At 36.8% G+C, this 17462-nt stretch carries 15 protein-coding genes and 2 riboswitches; of the genes, 3 read left to right on the plus strand and 12 right to left on the minus strand.

From position 1 onward, the window contains the following. Positions 1-261: 261 nt before the first annotated feature. From ACL9RH_RS00650 to tsaE, 9 genes are all read right to left on the minus strand, one after another. Positions 262-1104, minus strand: a complete 843-nt coding sequence (locus ACL9RH_RS00650) for a prephenate dehydrogenase (protein ID WP_422691393.1) — start codon at positions 1102-1104, stop codon at positions 262-264. A gap of 240 nt (positions 1105-1344) precedes the next feature. Then, positions 1345-1866 (minus strand): hypothetical protein, encoded by a 522-nt coding sequence (locus tag ACL9RH_RS00655; protein WP_422691394.1) that lies wholly within the window; start codon positions 1864-1866, stop codon positions 1345-1347. 246 nt (positions 1867-2112) lie between these two features. Beyond that, positions 2113-4398, minus strand: coding sequence for a cation:proton antiporter (locus ACL9RH_RS00660; RefSeq protein ID WP_422691395.1), 2286 nt, complete (start codon positions 4396-4398; stop codon positions 2113-2115). A gap of 98 nt (positions 4399-4496) precedes the next feature. After that, positions 4497-4886: a hypothetical protein gene (locus ACL9RH_RS00665; protein ID WP_422691396.1), complete on the minus strand. Its 390-nt coding sequence runs from the start codon at positions 4884-4886 to the stop codon at positions 4497-4499. Positions 4887-4994: 108 nt separating this feature from the next. After that, on the minus strand, positions 4995-5705 hold the full coding sequence (locus ACL9RH_RS00670) for a LytR/AlgR family response regulator transcription factor (RefSeq protein ID WP_422691397.1): 711 nt from the start codon (positions 5703-5705) through the stop codon (positions 4995-4997). Then, a complete protein-coding gene (locus ACL9RH_RS00675) occupies positions 5680-6453 on the minus strand; it encodes a histidine kinase (protein WP_422691398.1) in 774 nt (257 codons plus the stop codon). Before ACL9RH_RS00675 ends, ACL9RH_RS00670 begins: the two co-directional genes overlap by 26 nt. Before the next feature lie 20 nt (positions 6454-6473). After that, complete coding sequence (locus ACL9RH_RS00680; protein ID WP_422691399.1) at positions 6474-6845, minus strand: hypothetical protein; 372 nt, start codon at positions 6843-6845, stop codon at positions 6474-6476. Beyond that, positions 6845-8035 (minus strand): alanine dehydrogenase, encoded by a 1191-nt coding sequence (locus ACL9RH_RS00685; RefSeq protein WP_422691400.1) that lies wholly within the window; start codon positions 8033-8035, stop codon positions 6845-6847. Before ACL9RH_RS00685 ends, ACL9RH_RS00680 begins: the two co-directional genes overlap by 1 nt. 67 nt (positions 8036-8102) lie before the next feature. After that, on the minus strand, positions 8103-8510 hold the full coding sequence (gene tsaE, locus ACL9RH_RS00690) for a tRNA (adenosine(37)-N6)-threonylcarbamoyltransferase complex ATPase subunit type 1 TsaE (RefSeq protein WP_422691401.1): 408 nt from the start codon (positions 8508-8510) through the stop codon (positions 8103-8105). Between the two features lie 103 nt (positions 8511-8613). Here tsaE and dnaG point away from each other — a divergent pair, with 103 nt between their 5' ends. Both dnaG and clpP read left to right on the plus strand, forming a co-directional pair. Beyond that, complete coding sequence (gene dnaG, locus ACL9RH_RS00695) at positions 8614-10599, plus strand: DNA primase (protein WP_422691402.1); 1986 nt, start codon at positions 8614-8616, stop codon at positions 10597-10599. Between the two features lie 111 nt (positions 10600-10710). Beyond that, complete coding sequence (clpP, locus tag ACL9RH_RS00700; protein WP_027373257.1) at positions 10711-11397, plus strand: ATP-dependent Clp endopeptidase proteolytic subunit ClpP; 687 nt, start codon at positions 10711-10713, stop codon at positions 11395-11397. A 76-nt stretch (positions 11398-11473) separates the two neighbouring features. Here clpP and ACL9RH_RS00705 read toward each other — a convergent pair whose 3' ends face one another. The 3 genes from ACL9RH_RS00705 to ACL9RH_RS00715 all read right to left on the minus strand — a co-directional run bounded on the left by ACL9RH_RS00705 (position 11474) and on the right by ACL9RH_RS00715 (position 15608). Then, the gene (locus tag ACL9RH_RS00705) at positions 11474-12598 is read right to left on the minus strand and encodes a T9SS type A sorting domain-containing protein (RefSeq protein WP_422691403.1); all 1125 of its coding nucleotides are present in this window, start codon (positions 12596-12598) and stop codon (positions 11474-11476) included. An 8-nt stretch (positions 12599-12606) separates the two neighbouring features. After that, positions 12607-13887 carry a T9SS type A sorting domain-containing protein gene (locus ACL9RH_RS00710; protein ID WP_422691404.1) on the minus strand — a complete coding sequence of 427 codons (1281 nt, stop codon included), beginning with the start codon at positions 13885-13887 and terminating at the stop codon, positions 12607-12609. A 104-nt stretch (positions 13888-13991) separates the two neighbouring features. Continuing rightward, positions 13992-14182: riboswitch (cobalamin riboswitch) on the minus strand. A gap of 319 nt (positions 14183-14501) precedes the next feature. Further along, positions 14502-15608, minus strand: a complete 1107-nt coding sequence (locus ACL9RH_RS00715) for a T9SS type A sorting domain-containing protein (RefSeq protein WP_422691405.1) — start codon at positions 15606-15608, stop codon at positions 14502-14504. Between the two features lie 62 nt (positions 15609-15670). Beyond that, positions 15671-15860, minus strand: a riboswitch (cobalamin riboswitch). A 260-nt stretch (positions 15861-16120) separates the two neighbouring features. On the opposite strand from ACL9RH_RS00715, the gene ACL9RH_RS00720 reads away from it, so the two are divergent. Beyond that, positions 16121-17392: an esterase-like activity of phytase family protein gene (locus ACL9RH_RS00720; RefSeq protein ID WP_422691406.1), complete on the plus strand. Its 1272-nt coding sequence runs from the start codon at positions 16121-16123 to the stop codon at positions 17390-17392. Positions 17393-17462 lie beyond the last annotated feature (70 nt).

Genomic DNA, 17462 nt, shown 5'->3' on the forward strand with positions numbered 1-17462 from the left:
ATTTTTTAATTTTATTAAAATTAAATTGGATGAAGTGAATAAATGATGAGGAATTTTGAGAGTAGAAAGAAATCAAAATTAAGAATGAAAAAATAGTACAGAAAGCTGAATTTTCCGTGAAATCTCTATAAAAGCAAAATTCCTTCGAAATGACAGAGATTGCGGATAAATTAAACGCAGTAGATGTCATTCCGAAGGAATCTCAGTATTCTATATTTATTATCTGAAGAAGTGAGTTCTCAGCTTCCTATCTGAGAAGTTCTATCTTAAAATTCCTCTGATTCTGTTAGCGTTTGTAATCAATTCCTCAAGGTATTCATAGTTTTCTTTTTCCAAAGCAGATTTGAATTTTCTGAGCTGAGAAATATGCTCGTTTAACACATCCAGTACATTTTCTTTGTTTTGTTTAAATATCGGAACCCACATTTCAGGATGAGATTTGGCAAGACGTACAGTACTTGAAAAACCTGAACTGGCAAGCTGGAAAATAGTTTCCTCCTCACGTTCTTTTTCCAATACGGTATTGGCAAGAGCGTAAGAAGTAATGTGGGAAATATGGGAAATATAAGCGGTATGGATATCGTGGTCTTCAGCATTCATATAAATCATATGCATATCCAAAGCTTCAACAATTTTTTCAACGGTTTGCAATGCATCTTCGGCAGACTCTTCTTTGTTGCAGATTACTCCAGCTTTTCCCGAGAAACTTTCAGAAATAGCGGATTTTGGACCACTGTTTTCTGTACCCCACATCGGGTGAAAAGCAACAAATCTGGAACGGTTCGGATGGTTTTCTACCGCTTTTACAATACCTGCTTTGGTGGAACCGGCATCCATAACAGTTTGATGTTGGGATACAAGATCCAAAACTCCCGGAAGTATCTTTCTGGCAGCATCCACCGGAATAGCAATAATGATAAGATCGGAATTTTTCACTCCTTCTTCAAGATTGGCTCCAGCATCAATGATCTTCAATTCTAATGCATCGTTAATATGTTTCTGATCGTTATCAATTCCATAGATGAAGTCAGCAATTCCTTTTTCTCTTAACTTCAACGCCATCGAACCACCGATTAATCCTGTTCCAATAATACTTATTTTCATCTTTTAAACTTTTTGTAAATAAAAAAACCTCGTCAAGGACGAGGTTGTAAGTTATGTTCATAAGAATCCCTATCCCAGTTCTGAGTTAAAAATTCTATAATAATATGTTCCGTTGTTAAAATTCACGAAGCGAAGGTATAAAATATTTTTTAAACTTTATAAATTTCTTATCTAAATTATATATGGATTGCATCTATACAGTTCTTTGCATCACTTATATTTCCCAATGATCAGGATCTATTATTTGCTTTCCTTGATAATATGAAGCCTTTCTTCTACTTCCTTGATCTTGCTGATCCAATAATTTATTCCTTCCTGATTGGTTACCGTTTCTTTAAAAGCATTGTGGCTAACAGTCCACAGATGAGAGCCATTTTTCTGGTATTCCATTTCTCTTTCCTTTTTAGTTTCAGGTTCTATACGATATCTCCAGAATACCAGAGAATGCATATATGCTGAACGAATTTTTTCAAGGTAGGCAATGATTGCTTTACGATCCTGAGGAATATATCCCGGGCCTGAACAGCCACATGAATGAAAAGTTATCCCGACCGTGTAAAGATCACGGATGTGTGCCCATTGCTTATGATCATTTTTTGCAGGCGATTCAAAATCAAGCCCCATATTGGCCATGAGATTACCGCATTCGGGGCATTTGGCTTCTACAGAAGTGACAGCATCTTTGTTCACATCTTTCAATATACGTCTTTTGAAGGTTTTTTGGCAGTTAAAACAGGCATAATGACCTTTGTAAACCATCATGGCATATCGGCACATATTATGATCTTATTCTTTGGTTATTTTATATTTTTTTATCGTCAAAGAGAAATCGCATTACCCTGAAAACTGCAAATTTCTTTATATGAAGGTGCCATCGGGATATTGTATTTTTTCTTTCGAATGAGTGGTGTTTCCCAAAAAAGGAAGCCATAAATATACTCGTTTTTTCTTTACAGACAACGAATAATATTTACAGCTTCCGGTAGAAATAGAAATATCGGTGTGTGTTTATGGGTTTGAAATAATCAAAGTGGAAGGAATGTCCGACAGCCAAAGACTTTTGGTATCAATAAGGTTCTTCCAGCTTTTGCTGCTGATGAGCATCAGGTCCTGAGAGTTTAGGAATTCTTTCTCAATCTTTTTCTCATTGTATAAAGTGATATGATTGGGTGCTACCTGTTCAATGCTTCTAATCAGTTCCTTCACTTCAATATTGTTGCGGATCTGTCCTGCAGCATCCAGAATTATAATCTGAGAATTGTTGTTATTGATCAGTCTTTTCGCATATTCAAGCAGGTAAAAATCACTAAGGTTAAAGATTGGAACAAATATCTTATCAGCCGTATTGAATTCTTTGTCTACTAAAACGCCAACAGGTATGGTTGCTTTGTCTAATACCTGCAACGTAAGATCGTCAAATGGAGAGTTGTTGAAGATATTTCCTTTTCCTTTAACGGTGTTCAATAATTTTTCGGGATTGATGATTTTTGTGGTAAATCCTAATAATCTGCCTAATAAACTTCCTTCATACATAGATTTTCCAAGCATAATAAGAAGCAGATCATAATTTCCCTTATTGGTAATATTGGTAAGGTCGCTTTCTACATCTGTGGATGCCTTGAAAAGCGTAGTCACTTCAAGCTGAAGTTCGTGAGAAGTTTCAATCACATTTTTAAACTGTTCTTTTTCGAAGTTTTCAATGTCGAAAGCATGAAGTTCGTCAACAGGAGCAATGGTCATTGCGGTTACGCTTTTATTTCCATTCATTTTATGAGTGAAATTATCGGCCAGTCTCAATAGTTTGCTTCCTGATTTTGCGGTTTCAAAAGAGAGAAGCACTCTATATTTGGAATCATCGTCTTCCTGCTCTTCTTCGATCATTGATTTTTTGCCTTTGAAAAAATAATTGATAATATCAAGGCACGGCCCCGTCATAAAAGTAGTGAATAGCGCCATAATTACAAGCATTGCAAACAATTCCGGACCTAAAACTCCTAAATCATAACCAATGTTAAGTACAATAAGTTCGGTAAGCCCTCTTGTATTCATTAAGGCACCTATTGTGAGACTGTCTTTCCAACTGATCTTCAGGAATTTTGCAGTAAGTGCGCTTCCAACAAATTTTCCCGTTACGGCTGTCAGGATGATAAGTCCTCCTATTTTCCAAAGGTGAGGATCATTCAATAGTCCGATTTGAGTTCTTAATCCTGTAAATACAAAAAAGAGCGGGAGTAAAAGTACCAATGCAACATCTTCTACTTTTTCTATGAAAAGATTTCTGAATTTTACATTCTCTGGCATGATTGCTCCGGCCATGAAAGCTCCAAAAAGTGCATGGATCCCTATCACTTCAGTAGCATATGATGAAATAATCAGGATTAAGAAAAATATGGCAACAAGAGCTTTACTGATGAAGCCTTTACCTTTTTGTGATTCAGCAATCCTGTTCAGGAATGGTCTCACCGCTTTGATCATAATAAATACATACAGAATGGCCATTAAAATAACAAATACCGATCCTGAAAAAGAGCCCGCTTTTACAATCGCAATAACGGCTGCAAGTATACACCAGGCTGTAATGTCATCTGCTGCGGCACAGGTAATGACAACGGTTCCAATTTTTGTTTTGTGGAGGTTTCGCTCCTGAACAATTCTGGCCAAAACCGGGAATGCAGTAATACTCATTGCAATCGCAATAAAGAGGGCAAATGAGCTGAACTGAATACCTTCCGGTGCAAATTCTTTATAGATAAAATAGGAAAGTCCTACTCCTAATGCAAAAGGAATGATAATACTCGCATGGCTGATGACAACAGCATCATGTGCTTTTTTTCTGAGAACAGTCAGATCAAGCTCCATTCCTACGATATACATAAAGAGAATCAGACCGATCTGGCTCAGGAACTGTAAGTTACCCAGCGATTCTTTAGGGAAAATAAATGCGGAAAGTTCCGGGAAATACAATCCAAAAAGGGACGGGCCAAGAACGATACCTGCAATCATCTCACCAATTACCGATGGCTGCTTCAGCTTTACACATATCCATCCAAATAACTTGGCCACCAGAATGATGGTGACAATCTGTGCAAGAAGAAGGGCAAGAGGGTGATGAAGATTGGTAAGGAAAGAATCTGCAAAATTCTCCCACATCGTAGATCCTGTAGCTTTTGGCGCCGGAATATTTTCTCCGACTTCCAGTGTTTTTCCTTCAATAAAAAACCAATACATCAAGCATGAAAAAAATGCTATTGTACTGATGTAAAAAATAATATTTTTATATTTCCCCAAATTCATAACGCCTATATTTTGATGCAAAGTTGATAAGAATATACTTATATTAAAATACCTTAGTTTTTAAAATGTAATGAATGTTTCAAAAAATGTAACAAAATCTATTTGAAAGAATATCCGATCCCGATCCCCATTTTCCATTTCCCGTCTTGTGTAGAGGTTTTCGTATTATAATAGAAAGGAATCTGGAGTGCTATTTTTTTGTAAACCATTGTAAGTCCGGCTCCCAGATTAGGAGTGATAGGGCTGTTTTTGGTCCCTGGAGCATTATCTTCTTTGATTCTCAGGGAAGGAAGCATTCCTACAATGAATTTAAAGCCCTTGTAGGTAGCATTTACATTCGGGCCTGTAAAATTGATGAAAGCTCCGTTATCTAGATATCCGGCAACTGCAATTCCCTCAAAAAATGATGCTTTTACTTTTGAACTGTTTTCCTGAGAAAAGCACAGTCCGGATAATAGGACTCCCACTGCATAAAGAAAGTTTTTCATTATTTATCATTTAATCAGCAGCAAAAGTACAATGGACAACCGCTTCAAAATACGGCGATGTAATAAAGGTAAAGCTTTCTGTAACGAAACGGGAAAGGTTTGAAAAGTCTATTTTCCGAACAGTTCCATCAGAGAATTTTTGTAGGTATCTCCAATCTGAAGCTTCAGGAAGTTTTCTCCTTCGGTGTGGATTGTGGTGATAATCTCGTTGGTAGTAAATACTTTGATAGAGGATAATGCAATGATCTCTTTTTTGTTGACCTGAGCAAAATCTCTCGCAGGAAGCATTTCCAGGAGGTTTTTAAAGTTGAGGTTCTTGAGAACGATAATGGTGCCGTCGTTCAGGGTAATATCTTTATCTCGGCTGTCAATTTCAGAGGTCTTGATATAAACAATCTGTTCTGTAGGGATAATGGTTTTTCCGATATTGGTATTCCATTCGATAAAAGTTTTCTTCTGAACAGTACTGATCTGTTCTTTCGCTTTTTCAAAGGCCTGAATCAGTCGTTCTTTTTTAATCGGTTTTCTTACATAGTCTACCACATTCAGATCAAAAGCTTCGGCTGCATATTCTTTGTACGCTGTCGTAAAGATGATTTTTTTTGAACCTGAAATTAATTCAGCCACCTGAAGTCCTGTCATGCCCGGCATTTCAATATCCAGTATACAAAGGTTACAGTCTAAGGTGTCAATTTCTTTCAGAAAAATTTTAGGATCGTTGAATGCCTTTACGACCTCTACCTCATCAATCTGTTCACATAGAAGTTTAAGATAACTTATCGCAAGCAGCTCATCATCCAGAATAACGCATTTTATCATAGAATTCTCCTAAATTGATTTTTAATTCGGCTGTAAAGATTCCATTTTTTGAACTTCTTTCCAGTTGGTAGTAGGTACTGTAGATCATTTTAAGCCTCTGATCAAAAGACTGGCTCCCGAAACCGCTTTTTTCTTTTGCAAGAACATTTTTCAGAGAAGCTTTATTGCTGACCTTCATGGTAAAAACTCCCTGATCAAGCTCCATATAAATAGAAATAAAAGAATCCTGAGCCAAAAAATCGGTGTGCTTGAAGGCATTCTCAATAAGATCAACCGAAATCAGCGGTGCAAATACCTTTTCTTCGTACACAGAATCGGTTTTGTCAATTCTGGATTTAATTCTGAAATCGAAAAGAGGATTGATTTTTATCTTATTGATTTCAATAAGGTTTAATGCAAAATTCAGTTCTTCTTTTGGGCTGACATATTTGTTGTTGCTTTCATACAAAATATAATCCAGAACATTGGCCAGTTTGTCCAGTGACATGTAGGTCTGATAGGCATGAGACTGAACGGAATTGAGAATGTTTTTAAAAAGATGCGGGTTCAGTTTGGTTCCGATATGTTCCAGACGTACTTCATTCAGTCGCTGTTCAATGATTTTGTTGGCTTCAGAGAGCTTGGCATTTTTCAGTTTTATCTTTTGATTCTGACTGAACAGATAAATGCTTGTTGTCAAAAAAAAGAAAATGGCAAAAACTCCGATGAATATCAGATAATCATGAATCATGTAGTAATTGCCTTCCATATTGTGTCAGTTACAGAAAACTATTTAAGTTTTTTCAGACTGGTTAACGTTACCGTTTCTTCACACTTTTCAAAAGCGACCTCGTAAGATGGATTTTTTTCAGGATAAGTGATGACGTAGTCCGGGCACGGTTTTTTCTGTGCATGGCTTCTGTCGAAATCTACCTTTCCGTTGGTAATGATGCTGTCTTTTACAAACTTTTCATCAATTTTATTAGTAGTCATGGCTGCTTTAGCCTCTTCGGAATATTTGAATTCTTTAGAGAGCGTTTCTGCAATAACACGGCTGTTTGGGAGATAACCGCTACAGCTTGCTCCCTTTTTGTTTAGAATAAAAAATACAATCACAAGCCCCGGAATGAAGCCTATTGCATAAAATTTCAGTTTTTTCATTAGAAAATTAAAAGATTGATATCGTGGTAGGTAAGTCCGAAACGGTCACAGATGATCTTTTTGGTATGTCTTCCTTTGTACATATATAAACTCTGCTTCATTTCGTTTTTGCGGATCAGCATATTTTCAAAGCCGCCTTCTTCATCATAATTCAAAATATAGGAAAGGAAGAAATTGGAAATCGCCTTTGTGGTCGTTCTAGGCATTCTGGATGTCAGGTTCGGAAGTCCACAATGAATCACTCCATGTTTGATGATGTAAGGATCTTCCATGGTTGTCAGTTCTGATGTTTCAATAACTTTACCGTTGTCGATCGTAATATCAATGATAACGCTGCCTTTTTTCATTTTCATGACCATATCTTCAGTAACGATTGGGGTCATATTTAACCTTGGAAGGGCTCCAATAACGACATCGGCACGTCTGAGGCTTTTGCTGAGTTCTTTAGGATCAATGATGGATGTAGGAACGCGGCTGTCTACGATGGTATGAAGCCTTCTCAGTTTGGATAATGAATTGTCGAAAACTTTTACGCTGGCTCCAAGTCCTATTGCTGCTTTTGTTGCAAATTCACCTACAATTCCGGCTCCTAAAACAACTACTTCAGTAGGTCTTACTCCTGTAATTCCGCCAAGCATTAGCCCGTTAGATAAAGCAAGAAGTTCAGATGCATATAGAATAGAAACGGTTCCTGCAATTTCTCCGATTAATCTTACCAATGCCAGTTGCTTGTATTCATCTACAATAAATTCGAAAGCGATGGCATTTATTTTTCTTTCTGCAAGTTTTATAAAATATTCTTTGTCTCTAAGATTGATCTGAAGCGCTGAAACCAGATAGGTATTAGGCTTCATATACTCAATTTCTTCTTCGGTAGGTGGGTTGATTTTTAAAATCAAATCCTGCCCGAAAGCCTCTTTAGGGTCGTTGGTGATCTTAGCTCCGGATTCAGAATATTGTAAATCTGTAAAAAATGAACCTTGTCCGGCTCCGGCTTCTATAATAATCTCATGACCATGTTCTACCAGCACCTGTACGGCGTCTGGAGTAATGCATGTTCTCCTCTCGTTGAGACAGGTTTCTTTAGGAATTCCAATGCTGAACTGTTTTCCTTTTTTTATAACGTCCAATTTTTCCTCTTTCGGCATCAATTCTTCTTCTGTGAAAGGAGTAAAAATATTTGTACTCATCCTTAAATTAAATTATGTCTTACAGATTGTTTTTTACACTCAATTAATGAGCAAAGATACATAATATTTAATCGAATGAAACTTCTCTGTTTTCACCCGTGTTCACAATACTCATTGTGTGGTAGTTGAGCCCGTAGAGCTCTTCTTCATACACTTCCGGCCATTCTATGATGCACAGGAAAGAATTATCAAGATATTCTTCAATACCAATATCGTATACTTCTTCAATGTTTTTTAGGCGGTAAAGATCAAAATGATATATTTTTCCTTTGGGAGTCATATACTCATTGACAATAGAGTAGGTAGGAGAGTTGACTTCATCTGTGCTGCCAAGATTTTTAAGCAGAAATTGGGTAAAAGTGGTTTTTCCGGCTCCCAGATTTCCTTTTAATAGCAGAATATTGTGCTTTAATTGAGGAAGGATGCTGTCAACAACTTCCTGCCAGTCTTCGATTTTATGTATAGTGAACTGCATATAATACCTAATTTGTTTTGCAAAAATAATGATAAAACTTACTAAATATAATGCACACGTATTATATAATTGTAAGGTTTTTTTTTATGTGTATTTTTGTACTATGATTTCCAAACAGACCATTGATAAAATATTCTCCACGATCCGCGTTGAAGAGATTGTGGGTGAATATGTGCAGTTGAAAAGAGCCGGGTCTAACTATAAGGGACTGAGTCCGTTTCATGAGGAAAAAACACCCAGTTTTGTAGTGTCAGCCAGTAAACAGATCTGGAAAGATTTCTCAACCGGAAAAGGAGGAACAGCCATTTCTTTCCTGATGGAAATTGAGAACTTTACTTATCCCGAAGCCCTTCGCCATGCTGCGAAAAAATATGGAATTGAAATTGAAGAAGATCAGCGTGAAATTTCTGAGGAGGCCAAAAATGCCCAAACTGAAAAAGATCTTCTCTATAAAATTCATGAGGTTGCCAATACCTACTTTCAGGAAATCCTTTGGGACGAAAAAGAAGGAAGAAGTATCGGTTTATCGTATTTTAAAGAGAGAGAACTGAAGGATGATATCATCAGGAAATTCCAGCTTGGATATTCTCCTGAAATAAAAAATGCCTTTACAACGTATGCTTTGGAGAAAGGGTACTCCAAAGAAATCCTGGAAAGATCAGGACTCTCTATTTTCCCTGAAAATACCCCGGCAGGAGTAGACCGTTTCCGTGAAAGGGTCATCTTTCCGATTCATAGCTTTTCAGGAAGAGTTCTTGGTTTTGGAGCCAGAATTCTTAAAAATAATGTCAAAACGGCAAAATATCTTAACTCGCCGGAAACAGAAATTTACCATAAATCGAACGTCCTTTACGGGCTAAATCAAAGTAAGCAGGCTATTTCCCGAAAGAATGCCTGTCTTTTGGTGGAAGGATACATGGATGTGATTTCACTTCATATGTCCGGAATAGAAAATGTGGTAGCAAGTTCCGGAACTTCCCTGACAACCGAGCAGATTAAACTGATCAAAAGACTTACAGAAAATGTAACCATTCTTTTTGACGGAGATAATGCCGGAATCAAAGCCAGTTTCCGAAGTATTGATATGCTTTTGACGGAAGGAATGAATATTCGTGTACTACTTTTCCCCGACGGTGACGATCCAGATTCCTTTGCCAGAAAACATCCGCAGGATTACGTTGAAAAGTATATCGAAAATGAAGCGATGGATTTCATCGATTTCAAAGCGGAAATTCTATTAAAAGATATAGGAAATGATCCTATAAGAAAGGCAGAAGCTATAAGGGATATTGTAAAATCTGTTTCCTTTGTACAAAATGCTCTGAAAAGAGAGGTATATCTTAAAGAGGTTTCCAATAAATTCGGACTTTCTGAGCAGAGTCTCTTTAATGAGCTGGATGTTCAGAAACAGATTACCCAGAACCAGAATCATCATGTTCAGCAACAGCAAAAAGATAAGGCAGCTCCTAAAATGGAGATTGTTCCTTTAGATGAGGAAAAGGAAGATCCTTTCCTGTTTCAGGTGCTGTTTATGGAAAATAAACTGGTTGAGCATATGCTGGCGTTCGGGGATATTGTTCTGAAGAGAAGAAATGAACAGAATGAAGAATACGAAATCACCGTGATTGAAGAGATTCTTCATCATTTTGAAGAGGAACAGTATGCATTTTTGATTAAAGGAAATGAAATCATCATTGAACAGGTGAGGGAAGGGATTCAAAAAGATGAGTTGAGAAGTGGAAACTTTTTTGTATCTTTTATGGATGAAGCGATCACAAACAAAGTAGTAGATGCTTTGATTCCTTTGGATGATCTTGAAAACTGGGCTTCGAGAAATATTTATCCTCCCAACTATGGAGATAAAGTTGCAGACCAGATTCAAGGAGATGTTCTTCTGCATAAATACAGATATATTGATTATCTGATTAAAGAAACGGCAAAAGAGCTTGATCAGTACAGCAATACGGATGAGACAAAGTATTATGAACTGATTAAAAAGATCACTTTACTGAAACAGGCCTCGATAAGGCTCAGTAATATTATCGAATATTCCCCGATTAAAGGAATTTATGTAGATAGAAAAAGGTAGTTTAAAGACAATTTTTTTGTATTCTGTGACAAAAAGTCCTATAAAATTTTAGGAATAAATATTGTAATTTAAACTTTGAAATATTTGTTTAAAATAATACATAATAGAAATATGGACATTAAAAAAGAATTCAGAGATTTCTCTGTAAAACATTTAGGAAACAACGGTCTGGTTACCGATCAGTATATGGGAATGTATGGTCCAACGAATTTGACTCCGTACATCATGGAAGAAAGAAGATTAAACGTAGCTCAGATGGACGTTTTCTCCCGTCTGATGATGGACAGAATTATCTTCCTGGGAACAGGTATTGACGATCAGGTAGCGAATATTGTGACTGCACAGCTTTTATTCTTAGAAAGTGCTGATCCTTCAAAAGATATTCAGATCTATATCAATTCTCCGGGTGGTAGTGTATATGCCGGTTTAGGTATTTATGACACGATGCAGATCATCAAGCCTGATGTAGCAACAATCTGTACAGGGATGGCTGCTTCTATGGGAGCTGTTCTTTTGGTAGCAGGAGAAAAAGGAAAGCGTTCTGCGCTTAAGCACTCAAGAGTAATGATTCACCAGCCTTCAGGAGGTGCTCAGGGAGTTGCTTCTGATATGGAAATCAACTTAAGAGAAATGTTGAAATTAAAGCAGGAGCTTTATGAAATCATCGGCCACCATTCAGGTCAAACGTACGAGTGGGTAGAGAAATCTTCTGACAGAGATTACTGGATGACTTCTGAAGAAGCTAAAGGCTACGGAATGGTAGATGAGGTTTTACAAAGATCTACAGAGAAAAAATAATTGATTGCAAAATCATAAGAAAAGCGCATCCAATCGGATGCGCTTTTTGTGATCTATAGATTATGAGATCAACTTCTTATTTCTTTACAATTTTATGTACTGTTGTCTTGTTATTGGTTGTAATCTCAACAAAATATATTCCTGTGGCTAAAGATTGAATGTTGATTTTAGAAGTTTGAGTCGTTATGACTTTCTGCCCCGAAACACTATAAATATTCACTTCTTTAATTTTTTCAGGACTTTCAATCTGAATAAAGTCACTTGCCGGATTTGGATAAATAGCGAAACTTTTCTTACTCACATTGGTGGTTCCCAGTGTAATATTAGAAGCCTCAGTTGGCGTGAAGGGTCTTCTTTGCCCGAAACTTAACCCAAACCATTCATTGTTATTGAGAGTGATTGCTGAAAGATCGGCGTTACTTTTCCAGTTTGATAAATTATTTCCTTTATATAACTTCCAGGAGTTGCTTCCATTGGCTGTTCCGGAAAAAGACTGTAATGATAAAGAGGAAACCTGATTGGCTGCTGAAGTATAATTAAAGGTACTTGTCTGAGCAGCAATCATCTGCAGAGCCTGTTCAGCAGTGATCGTTCCGTTGTATTGAATTCCAAAAACAAAAGAATCTGCAGTTCCATTAGCATTATCAGTTCCAAAATCTACAACCACTAAGCTTTTATTAGCCCCGGTGCCTATCCAATGGGTAATCTGAGAGGCATTATACCATGAAGAACCGTAAGCTGCAATAGGAGTAGCAGGTGCCTGTGCAGTAGGATTGTTGAATCCGTAGCTTGCACCATACCATTTACCGTCTACAAGGATTCCGCTGTTCATCCATCCTCCCAGACCCCAGCTGCTGGTACTGTCACCAGTCCATAGGCTCCACCAATCTGGTGTGGATTGCTGTGAATGGTTATTGAAACTTACCTTATCAAGAAAACCATTATTAAAGGTTGCATTATAATCAAAAGCAGGTTCCGCGTTTTTGATCATCTCAAGCATCTGAGCTCCGGTTATATTTTGTCCGGGATTAAACCTTACTCCCCATGCGTAAGATCTGTCATCCGTTCCATCCTTAAAATCTGCTACAAAATAGGCAGTCTGAGAACCTGTTCCCACAAAGAACTTTACATCATTGGCCGTGAATTGGGCAAAACAAAAGCCAACAATGAAAATACTGATAAAGCTTATTATTTTTTGCATTGTAAATCTTACTTGATGATTAGTTTTTCGCTGAAGATGTTGTTTTTATCAGTGATTTTTACAATATATACTCCTTTAGGAAGATTATTTACATCAACTCCGTTTTGAGTGTACTGAGTGTTGATGATCATTCTGCCATTCGCATCATAAACCTGAACATTTCCAGTGTTTAAGCCTTGTACATAGAATTTGTCACTTGCAGGGTTTGGATATAATGACAATTTAGATGTTTTTGCATTTTCAACCGTTGAAAGATTTGAAGATGCGCTGCTGTAAGCAATAATTTGATTAGGAAGCAGACCTACCGTAAAAGTATTTTGTAATGTTCCCTGTAAGTTATACATGTAGACTTTTCCAGGAGCAACATAGCCTTGCGGATCTGCTATATAGATATTGTTATTAACGATGTTAAATCCATACGCTGAACCATAACTGTTTACTGTAATAGGAGGAGTTGCAATTGCATTGGTTGAAAAAGAAGGCGCTGCAATAGAGGTTTTATAAATAGAAGCATCTTTCACATAGTAAATATTCGTACCATCCGTATCCATATAAGCAGGTTTTGTTCCAGCAGGAAATGTTGTAGTGGAAGCAACACTCTGAGTTGTTGTATTGTAAACCGTAAAAGTTCCAAAAGAATTGGAAACGTAAGGATTTCCTGAACTCATGATGTAAAGAAGGTTATCTTTTTCAAAAATACTGTGTGGAAAATCTCCTACATTTATTTCTGATAAAACAGCGTTGCTTGTAGCATCAATAACATCCATAAAATGGTTGATTCCGAAACCTCCTTTTAGCAAAACATACAGTTTATTGTCTTTGCTGTAGATTTTTTCAGGTCCTTCTCCAACCGTGATATTAGCCTGATGGGTATAAGTGTTGAGGTCATAAACAGCTACATAGTTGGTTTGCCCACCGGTTGCTCCCCAGTTCGTTACAAAGAATTTATTTCCGCTGAAAGCAATGTATCTTGGGTTTTTAACATTGGATGTGATAGTGGTAATCAAAGAAAAATCCGACTTATTAAGAACTTTTATCTGATTGGAAATATTAAGAACTACAAATATTTTATCACCAAAAATTTTAATGTCCTGTGCAGTATCTCCTAGCGCTGCATTATTGTTGTGGGTTTTATAATAGTTGTTGGTAACAACCGATTGGTTGGAGATTAGCGATACTTCAGCATTGTTGCTTCCGGCGCCGCCTTCGTTGAGTACCAGGACTCCTTCAGTTTGAGCATTTGCAAAAGAAATGACAAATGCAAGAATAAGAAAATAGATTTTCTTCATGATATTATTAATTAAAGTTTTTCTTCCCGAAAACGTCACTTTAGGGCAAAACATTCATGAAAAAATCTGTTGAGATTTATATTTCATAAACTTTTATTCCCGAAAGTTGAAATTAGTCTAAGGCAGGTCTCCTGGCTCACATCTTATAGTCACCTTCCCGGATTTCTAGGTCCAGTGGCATTGCGTACTATAAGTTGAATAGTTTACAGTTGCGGGTACAGCTCAGGATTGAAATAATATTTTTACCTGATTCCCTATTAATGAACAGTGTTCAACCTTAAAACGCTGCAAATATATCACATAAATTATAAGTGATTTTTTGTGAATTATGTCTGATTTTTAGGCTTTTCTGAAATTAAATAAATATTTTTCATGTTGTTTTTATTAAAATGATAATGAATGTGTTGATGTTGTTAAATTTTTCGAATTAAAATAAAGAAGTTTGTGAAGGATATTCAGATCATTTTAAAAGTTCTTTTATTAAAATACAATCTTAATCACAAAAAAGAGACTTTTCCAAAAACTGAAAAGCCTCTTTTGTATGTTGTCATCCTTACACCATTCCAATAGTGAAAAAGGGTAAGATTGATAAACTATAAGTAAGTAAAGTATTTCTACTTTTTAACAATTTTGTGTATTGTAGATTGACTAGATGTTTTAATCTCTACAAAATAAATTCCTGAACTTAGTGCATGAATATTGACTTTGGCAGCCTGTGTTGTAATCACCTTTTGGCCAGAAGCGGAATAAATATTCACTTCTTTTACTTGCTCAGGAGTGCTAATCTGGATAAAATCACTTGCTGGATTTGGATAAATGCTGAATGCTTTTTTATTAACGGAAGCCACACCTAATGTCGCATTGGCCGCTTCTGTAGGCGTAATAGGTCTCCTCTGTCCAAAGCTTAATCCCATCCAGTCATTATTACTTAATTGAATCTGAGACAGGTTAGATTTTGTTTGCCAGCTGGAAAGATCTTTTCCTTTGTATAATTTCCAACTGTCTGTCCCTGCGTTGTCACCCGTAAAACTGTTCAGAGAAAGATGAACAACCTGATTATTGGCAGCGGTAAAGTTGAAATAAGAAGCCTGAGTCTGTATCTGCTGTAAAGCCTGTTCAGCGCTGATCGTTCCATTATATCTGATTCCAAATACAAAAGAATTAGCGTTGCCAATATTCCCATCTGTTCCAAAGTCGATAACGATAAGACTTTTATTATTCCCTGTTCCTATCCAGTTGATAATTTGAGAAGCGCTATACCATAAAGAGCTGTACGCAGGGACTGGAGTAGAAGGTTTGGAAGGTGGATCAAAACCATAAGAAACGCCATACCATTTTCCATCAATTAATGGATCATTATTCACTCCGTTATTGAATGACATAGCCTCAGAAGTAGTTCCTGACCAGGTAGACCAGTAATCATCAAGGCTTGGAATATGATGGTTATAGTTTAAACTGTAAAGAAACCCTGATGGAATCTCAATTTCCATTTTGGGTTCTGCTGCGGCAATAGCTGTGATCATATCTTCCATCGTCAGAGAATTGGAATCAAAGCGATAGCCCCAGGCATAAGAGGTTGGAGTATTGTTATCGTTAAAATCAGCAATGAAATAGGCCTTTTTGGAACCAGTTCCTACCCAAAATTTAATGTCGTTTTCTGTAAACTGGGCCGACAAACACTGCATAATGAGCAGCAAGAAAAAGAAATAGATTTTCTTCATGATATTATTAATTTAAAGTTTTTTTCCCGAAACTTACTTGCAGAGGAAAAGAAAGTATTCTTCTGAAGTTTAAATTTAAGGCAGGTCTCCTGGCTTACATCTTATAGTTACCTTCCCGGATTGGATATCCAGTGGTATTGTATACTATAAGTTGAATAGTTTACAGTTGCGGGTACAGCCCAGGATTTGAATAATCTTCTCACCTGATTCCCTATTAATGAACAGTGTTCAGCCTTAAAAGTCTGCAAATATATCATATAAATATTTAGACTGTATTTTGTGAATTATCTTTTGTTTTCAGGTTTTTCACAAGGGGAATTATAGTTTTTGAATAGTGATTTTATGATATTGATAGCTAATGGAAAGAAGTTGTTTGCTTTTTAAAATTAAAATTGAAAGTTTTGTTGTTTATATTGAATTCATTTTGCAGGATCTATTATTAAAATACAATTATCATTGCATTCAAGATCAGTTTACAATCAGTTTCTATTTTCGCAGCCATAAAAGTGAATATGAAAAAATTACTATTGCCTGTTTTAATGCTGGCAGTATTGACTTCGTGTAATACTGATGGAGATAATACTGTAATCAACAGCCCGGATATTAACTATTCCAAACTTCCTCAGGAATTTCCATTTACCAAAATGGTTACCCTCAATGGAGTAGATGTTATCAACGGAGGATTTGGCTCCGGTGCAGCAGCTCATCCAACAAGAAAAGGAGAATTTTATGTGATTACAGACCGCGGTCCTAATACCGATTACCTGAATGGTAAAAAATTCCTCACGCCCAATTTTACCCCTACCATTATGCATTTCAAGATCAATGCAGACGGAAATATAGAAGTAATCAAATATATAAAGCTTAAAAATCCATCCGGAACACCTATCACAGGACTACCAAACCCTGTAGGAATGGGAAGTACCGGGGAAGTGGCTTATGATGCTTCAGGAAATATTCTGGGTACAGATAAATATGGCTTGGACAGCGAAAGTATTGTAGCAGCAGCTGATGGTACTTTCTGGGTTTCCGACGAATATGGTCCGCACATTGTACATTATAGTGCCGATGGAATGGAACTGGAAAGAATAAGCCCGGTTGGAGTAAATACCGGACCAAGAAAGCTGCCTGCTGTGTTGGCGAAAAGAAGAGCCAACAGAGGAATGGAAGGTCTTGCTCTTACACCGGATGGAAGAACGCTGGTAGGAACAATACAGTCTATGATGTACGTTCCAAGTAAAGCCCTGGCAACCAATACAACCTTAACGAGAATTGTAACCTTTGATACGGTAACGGGACAGACCAAACAGTTTTTATACAGACAAGATGGCGGAGCTTCTGACTCTGTTTGTGATATTACAGCGTTGAGTAATACCGAATTTTTGGTGATTGAAAGAGATGGTAATTTCGGATCTCAGGGAGGTATTAAAAAAGTATACAGAATCAATCTGGCCAATGCTACTGATGTAACGGGATCTGATATGAATGCTGTAGACGGTATGAAAGTAAACGGTAAAGCCTTAGAACAGTGTTCATGGGACGAACTTACCAATGCAGGAATAAAAACGGTGTCAAAAACATTAGCGGTAGATCTGGTTGCAAAACTGGGATATGAGCATGACAAGTTTGAAGGAATTGTGTATTTAGGAAATAACAAACTGGCCGTTTTCAATGACGATGATTTCGGTGTAGTAGATGACGGAAATGGAAATCCGAAAGCCAAAATTTTACCTAAAACAGGAAAAGTAGACAAAGGTACGATGTACGTAGTCGATATTCAATAATTAGATTTTTTTTAACAGAAAACGGCGGAATCGAAGATTCCGCCGTTTTTATTATAGATTGATATTATTT

The sequence above is a fragment of the Chryseobacterium sp. Mn2064 genome, from assembly GCF_049319685.1.
Classification (GTDB): domain Bacteria; phylum Bacteroidota; class Bacteroidia; order Flavobacteriales; family Weeksellaceae; genus Chryseobacterium.